Origin of the sequence: Kitasatospora cineracea (assembly GCF_003751605.1) — a bacterium.
Taxonomy (GTDB): domain Bacteria; phylum Actinomycetota; class Actinomycetes; order Streptomycetales; family Streptomycetaceae; genus Kitasatospora; species Kitasatospora cineracea.
Window position 1 is genome coordinate 709,992 of sequence record NZ_RJVJ01000001.1, and the last position, 12,426, is coordinate 722,417.

Consider the following 12,426-nt stretch of genomic DNA (forward strand, 5'->3'; position numbering starts at 1 on the left):
TCACATCTCCTGGAAGCGGGCGAGGCGGGTGAACAGGGGGTCGGTGCCGAGCAGTTCGCGGTAGGTGCCCTCGGCGGACACCCGGCCCCCGTCCAGCACGTAGATCCGGTCGGCGGTGCGGATGGTGCTCAGTCGGTGGGCGATCACCAGGCGGGTGCGGTCGAGGCCGGCGACGGCCTCGGCGACCCGCTGCTGGGTGGCGTTGTCGAGCGCGGAGGTGGCCTCGTCGAGCAGCAGCACGGCCGGGTCGCGGACCAGGGCGCGGGCCAGCAGCAGGCGCTGCACCTGGCCGCCGGAGAAGCCCTGGGCGTCCTCGCCGACCCTGGTCCCCAGGCCCATCGGCAGGGCGCGCAACTCGTCGGCGATCCCGGCGAGTTCGGCGGCGTGCCAGATCCGGTCCTCGGCGGTGTCGGGGTCGGCGCCGGCCAGGTTCTCCAGCAGCGAGCCGCGCAGCATCCGGCCGTGCTGGAGCACCGAGCCGAGCTGGCGGCGCACCAACCGGGCGTCCAGCGAGGCGAGTTCGCGCCCGTCGTAGCGGACCGCGCCGGACTCGGGCCGCTCGAAGCCGAGCAGCAGCCGGACCAGGGTGGACTTCCCGGCGCCGGACGGGCCGACCACGGCGACGAACTCGCCGGGCTCCGCGTGCAGCGACACCCCGTCCAGGGTCGGCAGCGCACTGCCCGGGTAGCGGAACACCACGTCCTCCAGGGCGAGTCGCCCCTTCAGACGGCCGGGGTCGGCGAGCTGCCCGGCCCGTTCCGCGGCGTTCACGGCCGGCTCGGCGAGGATCGGCCGCAGCCGCTCCAGCACCGGGGCGACGCCGTACGCGCCGGCCGCGGCGTGGGTGACCTGGCCGAGCGCCAGGGCGACCTGTCCGGCGGCCACACCGGCCGCCATCAGGTGCCCGGCCTCGGCGGCCGGGCCGAACGTCGCCCCGGCCAGCAGCACGGCCAGCAGCAGGGGTTGGAGCGCGGTGGTGAGGGCACCGGACAGCGCCTCGCTGCGCATCGCGGCGGCGTCGGCGCGCTTCTGCCCGGCGAACGGGACGGCCCAGCGGGCGAACGCCTGGATCTCCCGGCCGGCGGTCTGCACCTTGTCGATGCCCAGCAGCAGCCCGTACAGCACGCCCTGGAGCTGCCCGTGCGCCGCGTACACCTTCGACTCGTGCTCCTGGCGGCGACGGCCGAGCAGCAGCAGCGCGGCCGTCACCGCCAGCACGGCGAGCAGCAGCAGCCCGCCGAGCCGCCAGTCCACCAGCAGCAGGACGGTCAGCCCGGTGACGGCGAACACCGCGCCCAGCACGGCGCCCACCAGCACCTCCGAGAGGGCCTGCCGGGCCTGCGCCACCGCGTTCGCCCGGTGCACCAGGTCGCCCGTGGTGTAGTCGCGGAAGAACCTGGCGTCCTGGGCCAGCAGCCGGTCCCAGACGGCGGGTTCGAGCGCGTGCTGCACCCGGCTGGTGAGCCGGACGGCCGCGGTGTTGCGGACCAGCGTGAGCAGCCAGGACGCCACCACCGCGGAGCCCAGCAGCACGGCCAGCCAGCGCACCGGGTGCCGTTCGGCCAGCAGCAGGCCGGGCAGCAGCACTCCGGTGGACAGCGGGACGAGCAGGCCGAGCAGCGCCGACACCAGACCCGCCACGCTCAGCACCCCGAGGTCCCGGCGGGCACCGGGCACGGCGAGGGCGAAACGCAGCAGGTCGGCCGAGGTCGGACACCCCGGCGGCAGCGGCGGGTACAGCAGCAGCGCCTGGCGGCTCAACTCGGAACGGGTGGCAGCCCGTTCCGGGTCCGGGTCGTGGCGGCGGTGCCGCCCGGCCCGGGGTATCAGGGCGATCGGCCGGCCGTCCTCGGCGGCGAACGCCACCATCGGCCCGGCCGTGCCGGTCTCGTCCCCGCCGGTCAGGGTGACCGGACGCCAGCGCACCCCGGCCCGGCGCAGCAGCGCCGTCACCGGATCGGCGGCGTCCCGCACCGCGGCGGGGACCTCCTTCGGCACCGCGACGCCCAGCGCCCGCAGCACCTCCCGCGCCTGGTCCGCGCGGTGGCGCGGCGCTGCCGGCGAGGTGCCGCCGGGGCGCGGGGAGGTGTGCGGACGGCTGTCGGCGGTGCCCAACTCGGCCAACACGTCCGCGAGCGCGGTCCGGTTGGCCGCCACGGTGGCGTCGATCCGGGTCGCCGGATCGCGCTCCTCGTCCCCCGCGGCGGTCTGCGACCCGCCCCGACGGGCGGCGGTCGTGGTGCTCATGCCTGCTCCTCCGTCCGGGCGGGGCGGTTCTGGGTGGACTGGGTGGACTGGGTGGTTTTGGTGGTCTTGGGGGCCCGGGAGGGCTTGGGGGCCCGGGAGGGCTTGGGCGCCTTGGCGGGCTTGGGTGCCGTGGCGGTCTCGACGGCGGCCCCGGGGCCCGGCGACGCGCCTGCGGCGCGAGCGGGACGGGCAGCGGGAGTTCCGCCTGCGGCGGGGGCGGGAGTCCCGCCTGCGGCGCGCCCGGGACGGGCGGTGGAGGTTCCGCCTGCGGCGGGGGCGAGGGTCCCGCCTGCGGCGCGCCCGGGACGGGCAGCGGGAGTTCCGCCTACGGCGGGGGCGAGGGTCCCGCCTGCGGCGCGCCCGGGACGGGCGGTGGAGGTTCCGCCCGCGGCGGGGGCGAGGGTCCCGCCTGCGGCGCGCCCGGGACGGGCAGCGGGAGTTCCGCCTGCGGCGGGGGCGGGGGTCCCGCCTGCGGCGCGCCCGGGACGGGCGGTGGAGGTTCCGCCTGCGGCGGGGGTGGTCGGCCCGGTAGCGGCCGCCTCGTGGCCGTTCTCGGGCGGCGACGTGCCCTCCGGAACGCTTCCGCTCGCAGCGGCTCCGGACGGACGGACGCCGGCGGTCTCGCCCCGGCTTCGCGCCACGTTCGCGGCAACCGGCCCGCAGCTCGTGCCTGCGGCGGGCGCAGCCGTCTCGGATGCCCCACTCGCTCCGGCGGCAGCCGGCTCGCGGCCCGCGTCCGCGGCGGCGGTCCCGTTCGTGGCGGGCCCGGTCGGTTCGGCGGGAGCCGACTCGCGGAGCAGGTCCCGGTAGGGGCCGTCCTGTTCGGCAAGTTCGGCGGGTGGGCCCTGCTGGACGATCCGGCCCTCGCGGATCACCACGACCCGGTCGGCGGCCTGGATGGTGCTGAGGCGGTGGGCCAGGACGAGGCAGCTGGTGCCGCGGCGGCGCAGGTGGGCGTTGACGGCGGCTTCGGTGTGGGCGTCGAGGGCGCTGGTGGCCTCGTCGAGCACGATCAGGGCCGGGTCGAGGGCCAGTGCCCTGGCGATCTCCAGGCGCTGGCGTTCGCCGCCGGACCAGTTGCGGGCGTCCTCGTCGATCGGCGCGTCCAGTCCGCCGCGGCGGCGGACCAGTTCGGTGGCTTCGGCGTCGGCGAGGGCGCGGTGCAGGGTGTCCTCGTCGGCCGACGGGTCCCAGAGCGTCAGGTTCTCCCGGACGGTGCCCTCGAAGAGCCGCAACTGCTGTTCCACGTAGGCGACCTGGCCGGTGACGACGCCGCGGTGCCAGTCGTCGCGGGGGCGCCCGTCGAGCAGCACCTCGCCCTTCCAGGGGCGCAGCACGCCGGCCGCGAGCCGGGCCAGGGTGGACTTGCCGCTGCCGCTGCCGCCGACCACGGCGACCCACTCGCCGGGGGCGATCCGCAGCGAGATCCCGGCGAGGGCGGGCGGCCGGTTCGGGTCGTAGCCGAACTCCAGGTCGCGCAGTTCGAGTTCGCCGCGCAGCCGGACCGGCTCGGCCGGGGTGTCGAGGACCGGGGCGAGGTACGGGTCGACCTCGCTGGTCTCGATGTCCTCCAGGAGGGCGTTCTGGGCTCGGGCGACGGTGAACTCGGCTCCGGTGCCGACGAGTTGGGAAACGGGGAGGAGGAAGCCGTTGAGCAGCAGCAGGAAGGCCAGCAGGGTGCCGAAGGAGAGCGAGCCGGCCAGCAGCAGGGCGGTTCCGGCGATCACCGCGGCGGCCGCGGCGGCCGAGTTGAGCGCGCCGGGCAGCGAGAGCGGCACCAGGACGGTCTCGGCGACCCGCTGCCCGGTGTGGGCGGCGCGGGCCTGCCAGCCGGCCCAGGAGCGGAACAGCGCGTCCTCGGCGCCCTCGGCCTTGACGGTCTCGATCGCCGAGACCCCGGCGAACGCGACGCCGTCGCGCTTGTGGCCCTCGGCGTGCAGCCGGTGGATCATGCCGCCGCGCCGCCGGTCGGCGGAGCGCAGCGCGAGCGCGTCCAGGGCGGCGACGGCGAGCGGGATCGCGGCGAGCTTCGGGGCGAGCCAGAGCAGCGCGGTGAGGTGCACGGCGGCGGCGGCCAGTGAGGAGGCGGCGGCCGCCACCCGGTAGGAGAGCAGGTTGGCCAGGCCGTCGTTGAGCTGCACCCGGGTGACCAGGCCGCCGAGTTGGCGGCGGTGGAAGAACGCGCCGGGCAGTCGGAGCATCCGCCACAGGAAGGCCGCCGAGGAGCGGGCGGCCATCGCCTCCAGCACCCGGTTGACCATCGCGGAGCGCAGCCAGTTCCCGGCCAGGACCAGTCCGGTGACGGTCAGGCCGGCCAGCGTGAGCGGTACCGCCCAGCCGCTCGCGCCGCCGTTGACCACGGCGGACAGGTAGGTGCGCAGCAGGAACGCGGAGGCCACGCCGGGCACCGTCATCAGCATGCCGACCAGCACCGCGACCAGCATCGGCCAGACGTAGGGCCGCAGTCGGGCGCCGAGCGAGCGCAGCAGCGGGAAGCGGCGGCCGCCGCGTTCGAAGTCGGGGCCGGGTTCGAAGCCGACGGCGATGCCCGCGAACGACTCCCAGAACTCGGCCGGGGTGGCCGAGTAGGAGCCCAGCGAGGGGTCGTTGACGTACACCCGGCCGCGCTTGACGCCCTCGAAGACGGCGAAGTGCGGGCCGGTGACCAGCACCATCGACGGCACCGGCACCGCGTCGAGGCCCTCCAGCCGCTCGTCCTCGCGGCGCACCACCCGGCGGCCGCGGGCCAGCAGCCCGTACCGCCCGGCGGCGCGGGCGACGGCGGCGGCGCTGACCCCGTCCCGGCTGACCCCGCAGGCCCGGGACGCCTCGTTGAGCGTCACCCGCCGCCCGAACGCGCCGAGCACCACGGCGAGGCAGGCCGCCCCGCAGTCCTGCTCCTCCATCTGCGGCACCACGGGCGTGCGCAGGTGCCTGCGCGGCTTCTTGCGCTTCGAAGTCGGCGTCGGCGTCGGCTTCGGCGTCGGTGCTGCGGGCTCGGGGGCGCCGCCGCCGGCGGTGCGCGGGTCGGTTCCGGCGGGTGGTTCGACGGTGGCGGTCTGCGCGGGCTTCATCGTTTGGCCTCCTGTCCGAGCACCGCCTGGTACGGGTGCCGGCTGCCGAGGTCGACCCGGACGTCCAGCGCCAGCGGCCCGTTCAGCGCGACGCCCTGCGGGAGCCGGGCGTACGCCACCCAGACGGGGGCCGGGCCGGCGGGCAGGCCGGGGACGGCGACCGGCAGGGTGCCGTCGAGCGAGTCGGCGCGGACGGGCAGCGGCTCGACCCGGTCGACGACGGCGCGGACCGCGCCCCCGCCGGGGGCCGGGACGAGCACGGGCAGGCCGGGGGTGAGTTTCGCGGCGTCCTTCGGGTTGTCCAGCAGCAGCCGGACGGTGGGCGGCGCGGCGGCCGCGTCCAGCGTCAACACGGGTGCGCCGGGCGCGAGTTGGTCACCGGGAGCGGCCAGCAGGGCGCTGACGGTGCCGGCCGCGGGGGCGGTCAGCCCGGCGTCGCCGACCAGGGCGAGCACCTGGCCGGCGGCCACCCGCTCGCCCGGCCGGACCTTGAACTCGACCAGGCTGCCCGCGCGTTCGGCGGCCACCCGGACGGGCGCGTCCCCGTGCGCGGCGACCGCGTGCACGGTCAGGGTGTGCGGCAGGCGCCCCCACACCGTCCAGCTCGCGCCCGCGCCGACGGCCAGCACCAGCGCGGCACCGGCCAGCCACAGCCGGGCCCCGACCAGCCGCACCGGCTGGTCGAGCCCGGGTTCGAGCACGGCGGCGGCGCGGGCGGCGGCGACCGCGGCCGTCTGCGAGCGCGCCTGCGACGCCGCTGCCGGGGCGGCTGCCGGAGCGGTTTCCGGCTCGGCTTTCGGCTCGGCTGCCGGCTCCGTCACGGTGCTCATGCCGCCACCTCCATCAGTTCGGTGCGCGGCGGGCAGGCCACCGGCAGTTCGCGCACCCCACCGAAGGCGAACTGTTCGTTCCGGCGGGCGGTGGCGTCGGTCAGCGTGGTGCTCAACTCCCGTACGGCGTCGGCCTCGGCGAGGCCGCGCAGGACGGCGGAGCCGGCGATCAGGGAGAGCGGGGCGCCCAGGCAGTGGTGCGGGCCGTGGCCGAAGGCGAGGTGTCCGCGTTCGGGGCGGTCGGGGTCGAAGCGGTCGGGGTCGGCGAAGCGGCGCGGGTCCCGGTTGGCGGCGGCGTACAGCAGCATGGCGACGCTGCCGGCCGGGACGACGGTGTCGCCGAGCGCGACCTCGCGGGTCAGGGCGCGGGCGCTGGCGCGGACGGGGCTGCCGAGTCGCTGGGCCTCGTCGAACACGGCGGCGGCCAGCGCGGGTTCGGTGCGCACCCGGGCGGCCAGGCCGGGGGTGCGGATCAACTCCCAGGCGGCGACGGCCAGTCCGGAGGTGAGCGTCTCCAGCCCGTTGGCCAGCAGCATCACCACGAAGGCGAGCAGCTCCTCGGTGTCGAGCCGGCCCTCGCCGCGTGCGGCGGTCAGCCGGCTGATCAGGTCGTCACCGGGAGCGGCGGCCCGGGCGGCGCACAACTTCTCGACGTAGGCGTGGAATTCGGCGAACTCGGCGTCGATCTCGGCAGCCTCGGGGCCGTCGCCGAAGGGGTCGAGCATCGCGCGGGCGACCAGGCTCGCCCAGCCGGTGATCCGGTCCTGCTCGGAGTCGGGGACGTCGAGGATGGCGCAGGAGACGGCGACCGGCAGCGGGACGGCCAGGTCGGCGACGAGTTCGAAGGAGCCGGCGGCGATCAGCGGGGCGAGCAGCCGGGCGGCGGTGCCCTCGATCCGCTCGCGCATCTGCTCCAGCCTGCGGTGGCTGAACGCGGCGGTGGCCAGCCGCTTGAGCCGGGTGTGGTCGGCGCCGTCGCGCATCGGCAGCATCCGGTTGACCACCCGCAGCAGCGCGGTGTTGCCCGCCCGGGGCAGGCCGACGGTGGTCGGGTCGACGTTGGTGCCGGGGTTCATCAGGACGGTGAGGATCTCCTGGTGGCCGGAGACCACGCACAGCGGGCCGAGGTCCAGCACGGGCGCCTCGGTCAGCAGCCGGCGGTAGAGCGCGGGTGGGTCCTGCTGAGCGGCGGGCTGCTGGATGAACCGCGTCAGCTCGTGCCGGAGGCTGTCCATGCCCGGCTCTCCTTCAGTCTGGCGGTGGGGCTGGGTCGTTGGTGCCGGTGTCCTTACGGCCGGGCCGTCGGGGCCGGGCCGTCGGGGCCGGGCCGCTGCGGCCGGAGCGGGGTGCGGGGGTGGGCCGCCGGAGAGCGGACCACCCCCGCACAGGTCCCGAATTACTCGGCCGCGACCTCGGCGACGGAGTTCGACACCGAGCTGAAGCTCGACACCGGGCAGGCGGCGGAGAGCAGGGAGGAGACGGAGACGCCGCCGTTGACGGTGTCCAGCTCCTCGACCTCGATGTCGAACTGCTCGTCCTTGTTGATCTCGTTCTGCGCCATGGGAATCTCCCTCGGTTTCGCGGCGCCGGCCCGCTTCTCGGACCGGCCGCCTCGGTTTACCCTTTTTCTCGCCGCCCGCTTTCCCGGTTTCGCTTTTCTCCGGTTCCGCTCTCGGCGATGTCTCAACTATGACCGAGTTCCGAAAGTCCGTGCAGTAGGAGATGTCAGATTCCGCGGGGCGTAAATGTCACCACCCGAGATGACATTTTGCACATGTTCTGACCTGCGACGATGCGCTACTTGCCGTTCCCCGGCCGCACCCGTCACGCTGCATGCATGACACCTCTTTCCGAGAATTCCCCGGCCGTGGAGGTAGTGGATCTGCGGCGCAGTTACGGCGATTACGAGGCGGTGCGCGGCATCTCCTTCTCGATCGCCCGCGGCGAACTCTTCGCCCTGCTCGGCACCAACGGTGCGGGCAAGACCACCACCCTGGAGGTGCTGGAGGGCTACCACCCGCCGACCTCCGGCCGGGTCCGGGTGCTCGGCCTGGACCCGTTCACTGCGGGCCCGCAGGTGCGCCGGCGCACCGGGACGATGCTCCAGGAGGGCGGGTTCTTCAAGGAGTTGACGGTCAAGGAGACCGTCGACTGCTGGCGCGCCTTCACCAGCGGGGCCCGGCCGACCGCCGAGGTGCTGGCGAGGGTCGCGCTGGAGCCGAAGGCCGGCACCCGGGTCTCCCAGCTGTCCGGCGGCGAGCGCCGCCGCCTGGACCTGGCGCTGGCCGTGCTGAACGACCCGGAGCTGCTGTTCCTGGACGAGCCGACCACCGGCATGGACCCGGAGGCCCGGCGCTCCACCTGGCACCTGGTCGAGGAGCTGCGGGCGGCCGGCACCACGGTGGTGCTGACCACCCACTACCTGGAGGAGGCCCAGCAGTTGGCCGACCGGGTGGCCATCATGGACCGCGGCACGATCGCCGCCGCGGGCACCGTCGCCGAGGTGCTGTCCGGCCGCGGCGACCTGATCAGCCTGCCGCTGCCGCCCGGCCGCGAACTCGCCGCGCTGCCCGAACTGCTCGGCGCCGCACCGTCGTTGACCGGCGGCCGGGCGGTCTACCGGGTGCCCCGCTCGGCGCCCGCGCTGGCCGCGCTGCACGCCTGGGCGGCGGACCGGGGCGTCGAACTGGACGGCCTGGAGGTGCGCACCGGCTCGCTGGAGGACGTCTTCCTCGACCTCGCCGCCGCCTCCCCCGCCGCTGTCTCCTCCACCGCTGTCTCCTCCCCCGTCCCCCTGGGAGCGTCCCGATGAGCTGGTTCACGTACGCCAAGGGCCAGTTCGCGCTGGACTGGAAGGTGTTCTGGCGCAACCGGCGCTCCACCTTCATCGGGTTCCTGCTGCCGGTGCTGCTCAACCTGGTGATCGCGGCGCCGCTGCGCGACAAGGAGATCGGCGGGGTGAACGCCGCCGGGTACGTGGCGGTCGGGCTGCTCGGGCTGGCCCTGGTGACCTCGTTCGTCAACCTGCTGGGCAGCGTGGTGTCGCGCCGCGAGGAACTGGTGCTCAAGCGGCTGCGCGGCACCGAGTGCCCGCCGAGCGCGATCTTCGCCGGGCAACTGGGCGCGGGCGGCGTGGTGGTGCTGATCCAGGCACTGGTGCTGGGCGGCGTCGCGGTGGTCTGGTTCGGGGCGCCGCTGCCGGCCGACCCGGTGCTGCTGCTGCTCACCCTGCTCGGCGGCTACCTGCTGTTCTCGGTGCTGGCGGTGGCCCTGTCGGGCGTGACGCCGTCCGCCGAGTCGGCGCCGCTGGTGGCCACGCCCGTCCTGGTGCTGTGCATGTTCGGCGCGGGCGTGTTCACCCCCGTCGCCGGCCTGCCCGGCTGGCTGCAGGGACCGGCCGGGGCCCTGCCGCTCTCCCCCGTGATCCGGGGACTGCGCACCGCCTGGTTCGGCCGCGAGTTCGGCGCCGAGACCTGGGCCGGCGGCCCGCTCCGGGAACTCGACCTGCTGCGCGGCTGGACGGCGGCCGGGCCCTCGCTGCTGCTGCTCGCCGCCTGGCTGGCCGCCGCCGCGATGCTCTCCCGCCGCCTGCTGCGCTGGGAGCCCCGCCGCGGCTGACCCCTGCCGTCCGCCCCCTCACCTCCGACCGGCCCGCCACGGCCGAAAGTGCCCTCCACCAGGGGACTTCCGGCCGTGGCGGGCCGGTGGCGCACCATCGGAGTCTGGACTGTGCGGGCCGTCTCCTGTCGTCGGCGGGTGCCCGTGCCCGTGCCACAGCCCCCCGGAGGTCCGCGATGCCCCGCAGCCGTCCACAGCTCAGCCTGCTGACGCTCGACAGCACCCCGGAGTCGGTCTCCGGCGCCCGCCGCCACACCGACCAGGTCCTGCACTGCTGGCACGCCCGGGTCGAACTCTCCGACGCCGCACGGCTGGTGGTCTCCGAACTCGCCACCAACGCGGTCCGGGCCCGCGGCGGCCCGCACGGCTTCACCCTCTCCCTGGTCCTCGACCGCGACCACCTCCTCGTCCAGGTCGGCGACCGGGACCCGCAGCCGCCCCGCCCCCGCGAAGCCGGCCCCGACGCCACCGGCGGCCGCGGCCTCCACCTGATCGACACCCTCTCCTCCCGCTGGGGCTACTACCGCACCGCCCCCGACGGCAAGGTCGTCTGGGCCGAACTCCCCGCCGACGCCGCCACCGAACCCGCCGCCCCTCCGCACCACGTCCTGGTCGACGTCAACCAGCCCCGCGTCCCCACCTCCCCGCCCCCGCCCGTCAACCGCTGCCGCTGACGGCCGCTGCCCACCGGCGCGGCCGGCCGGCCCGTCAGGGAAGGGTCCGGTAGACGGCCCACAGCTGCTCCTGGCCGGACCTCCGGCGGTGTCCGAAGCGGTCGGCGGCCTGCAGGACCGAGAGCACTTCGAGGTGGTTGGTCTCCCGCCGGTGGGGCGGCAGTTCGAGGAAGATCCGGATGCCCTCGCCCTCCTCCGCCACCCTGACCTCCACGTCGAGCAGCTCCACCAGCCGGGAGGCCGCCTCCCAGGCCCGGACGGCAGGCTCCGTCACGACTCCTCCGCCGCCCGCTCCGGCGGAACGAGTTCGCCCAGCGTGGTGACGCCCTCCCGCCCGTCCCGCAGACTCCGGACGAACACCCCGCAGGCGTGCACCGCCATCACCCCCACGTCCTCGCCCGAACGCCGGTCGTGGGCCGGCCGCCCCTCCCGGGGCTCCCACCGCTCGCCGCTCACGCGGTCAGCCCCTTCGCCACCACGTACACCCCGTCGCCCGGCGACACCGGCCGCACCCCGCAGTCGGCGAACACCCGGGCCAGCACCCGCCGCGACCGCCCGTCGACCAACCGCCCGGTCAACCGGGCGTACTCCGTGAGCACCTCGGCCAGCACCCGGGCCGTGGCCGCGCTGCACCCCCCGAGCGAGACATGGGCCCCCGCGGCCGGCCCGCTCCCCCTCGTCACCGGCACCGCCCCCGGCTCGGACGGCAGCCCCGCGAGCCGCCACGCCGTCTCCACGGCCTCCGCCGCCTCCTCCGCCTCCACGCGGTGGGCACGCCACTGCGCCGTCCCCTGTTCCAGTTCCGCCGTCTCCGCCGTCTCCGCCATCGTTGCTCCGTACTGTCGACTGCCCGGTTTCCCTCCATCAGCGTCGGCATCCGTCGCTACCCTGAACAGGGGCCACATCCCAGCAAGGGCACTGCCGGAACGGGGAAATGACGGATGGTCAGCGGAAAGAACCTCGACCCTGCCTCCTCCCCCAGCGCCTTCTACGGGGCGGAGGTCCGCAGGCTCCGCGAGGAGAAGGGGTTGTCCCAGAGCGGGCTGGGCGAGCTGGTCTTCTGCTCGGGCGCGTACATCGGGCAGATCGAGGTCGCGGTCCGGAAACCGCAGGCGGACCTCTCGGCGCGACTCGACGCGGTCCTGGAGACCGGCGGGCACTTCACTCGCCTCTACTTCATGGTGGCCCGCACCCGGCACGCCGCCCACTTCGCTCGGGCGGCCGAGCTGGAGGCCCAGGCCGAGACGATCTCCCACTACGCACCGACACTGGTGACAGGACTGCTCCAGACAGCCGACTACGCACGCGCTGTCGTCCGCGCGGCCAAGCCGTTCGCACCGACCGAAGCAGTGGACGAAGCAGTGGCGGCCAGGCTCGAACGGGCCCGTGTCCTGGCGAAGTCAGCAGCCCCTCTGCTGTGGGTGATCCTCCACGAAACGGTGGTCCGGATGCCCGTCGGAGGCAGGCGCGTGATGGCCGATCAGCTGCGCCACCTCACGGCGCTGGCGGGGGCGGGCAAACTCCTGCTCCAGGTGCTCCCGTTCAGCGCTGGAGCACACGCCATGGCAACAGGGTCGCTCTTCCTGATGACCTTCGCGGAGGCCCCTCCCGTGGCGTACGTCGAAGGCCCGTACTCGGGCCAGTTGCTCGACGATCCGGCCATAGTCGCCCGTTGCCAGGGGTCATACGATCTAGCCAGGGCCGTCGCGCTGTCGCCGGCGGCGTCCCTGGCCCTGATCGAGTCGGCGGCGGAGGAATACGCACATGAGTAACGCTCTCGACCTCAGCACCTCCACCTGGCGCAAGTCCTCCTACAGCGGCGGCGACGGCGGCGAGTGCATCGAGGTGGACGACGCCAACCCCGGCACCGTCCGCGACTCCAAGGACCCCGAAGGCCCCCGCCTCACCTTCACCGCCCGCACCTGGCAGACCTTCGTCGCCAGCGTCAAGGCAGGTCACTACCCCACCGCATGATGGCCCATC

Annotated in this window: 13 protein-coding genes; 5 read left to right on the forward strand and 8 right to left on the reverse strand. The window is 75.2% G+C overall.

Features of this window, described 5'->3' with window-relative positions; translation table 11 throughout:
• The 5 genes from EDD39_RS03170 to EDD39_RS39230 form a co-directional block, all read right to left on the reverse strand.
• Positions 1–2,247: an ATP-binding cassette domain-containing protein gene (locus EDD39_RS03170; protein WP_123553272.1), complete on the reverse strand. Its 2,247-nt coding sequence runs from the start codon at positions 2,245–2,247 to the stop codon at positions 1–3.
• Positions 2,244–5,321: an ATP-binding cassette domain-containing protein gene (locus tag EDD39_RS41880; RefSeq protein WP_123553273.1), complete on the reverse strand. Its 3,078-nt coding sequence runs from the start codon at positions 5,319–5,321 to the stop codon at positions 2,244–2,246. The genes EDD39_RS03170 and EDD39_RS41880 overlap by 4 nt, the downstream gene beginning before the upstream one ends.
• Positions 5,318–6,151: a biotin/lipoyl-containing protein gene (locus EDD39_RS03180; RefSeq protein WP_123553274.1), complete on the reverse strand. Its 834-nt coding sequence runs from the start codon at positions 6,149–6,151 to the stop codon at positions 5,318–5,320. Before EDD39_RS03180 ends, EDD39_RS41880 begins: the two co-directional genes overlap by 4 nt.
• A complete protein-coding gene (locus EDD39_RS03185; RefSeq protein ID WP_123553275.1) occupies positions 6,148–7,386 on the reverse strand; it encodes a cytochrome P450 in 1,239 nt (412 codons plus the stop codon). Before EDD39_RS03185 ends, EDD39_RS03180 begins: the two co-directional genes overlap by 4 nt.
• 161 nt (positions 7,387–7,547) lie before the next feature.
• Positions 7,548–7,712: a hypothetical protein gene (locus EDD39_RS39230; protein WP_157852240.1), complete on the reverse strand. Its 165-nt coding sequence runs from the start codon at positions 7,710–7,712 to the stop codon at positions 7,548–7,550.
• Positions 7,713–7,988: 276 nt separating this feature from the next.
• On the opposite strand from EDD39_RS39230, the gene EDD39_RS03190 reads away from it, so the two are divergent.
• From EDD39_RS03190 to EDD39_RS03200, 3 genes are all read left to right on the forward strand, one after another.
• Positions 7,989–8,963, forward strand: coding sequence for an ABC transporter ATP-binding protein (locus tag EDD39_RS03190; protein ID WP_123553276.1), 975 nt, complete (start codon positions 7,989–7,991; stop codon positions 8,961–8,963).
• On the forward strand, positions 8,960–9,769 hold the full coding sequence (locus tag EDD39_RS03195) for an ABC transporter permease (RefSeq protein WP_123553277.1): 810 nt from the start codon (positions 8,960–8,962) through the stop codon (positions 9,767–9,769). Before EDD39_RS03190 ends, EDD39_RS03195 begins: the two co-directional genes overlap by 4 nt.
• Before the next feature lie 176 nt (positions 9,770–9,945).
• Complete coding sequence (locus EDD39_RS03200; protein ID WP_123553278.1) at positions 9,946–10,443, forward strand: ATP-binding protein; 498 nt, start codon at positions 9,946–9,948, stop codon at positions 10,441–10,443.
• A 34-nt stretch (positions 10,444–10,477) separates the two neighbouring features.
• Here the strand turns inward: EDD39_RS03200 and EDD39_RS03205 are convergent, their stop codons facing one another.
• From EDD39_RS03205 to EDD39_RS03215, 3 genes are read right to left on the reverse strand one after another with little or no spacing between them, the layout of a single operon-like run.
• Positions 10,478–10,717: a hypothetical protein gene (locus EDD39_RS03205; RefSeq protein ID WP_123553279.1), complete on the reverse strand. Its 240-nt coding sequence runs from the start codon at positions 10,715–10,717 to the stop codon at positions 10,478–10,480.
• On the reverse strand, positions 10,714–10,899 hold the full coding sequence (locus EDD39_RS03210; RefSeq protein WP_123553280.1) for a hypothetical protein: 186 nt from the start codon (positions 10,897–10,899) through the stop codon (positions 10,714–10,716). Before EDD39_RS03210 ends, EDD39_RS03205 begins: the two co-directional genes overlap by 4 nt.
• Positions 10,896–11,270, reverse strand: a complete 375-nt coding sequence (locus EDD39_RS03215; RefSeq protein ID WP_123553281.1) for a hypothetical protein — start codon at positions 11,268–11,270, stop codon at positions 10,896–10,898. Before EDD39_RS03215 ends, EDD39_RS03210 begins: the two co-directional genes overlap by 4 nt.
• 114 nt (positions 11,271–11,384) lie before the next feature.
• Between EDD39_RS03215 and EDD39_RS03220 the strand changes: the two genes are divergently transcribed.
• Positions 11,385–12,215: a helix-turn-helix domain-containing protein gene (locus EDD39_RS03220; RefSeq protein WP_123553282.1), complete on the forward strand. Its 831-nt coding sequence runs from the start codon at positions 11,385–11,387 to the stop codon at positions 12,213–12,215.
• Complete coding sequence (locus EDD39_RS03225; RefSeq protein ID WP_123553283.1) at positions 12,208–12,417, forward strand: DUF397 domain-containing protein; 210 nt, start codon at positions 12,208–12,210, stop codon at positions 12,415–12,417. Before EDD39_RS03220 ends, EDD39_RS03225 begins: the two co-directional genes overlap by 8 nt.
• Positions 12,418–12,426 lie beyond the last annotated feature (9 nt).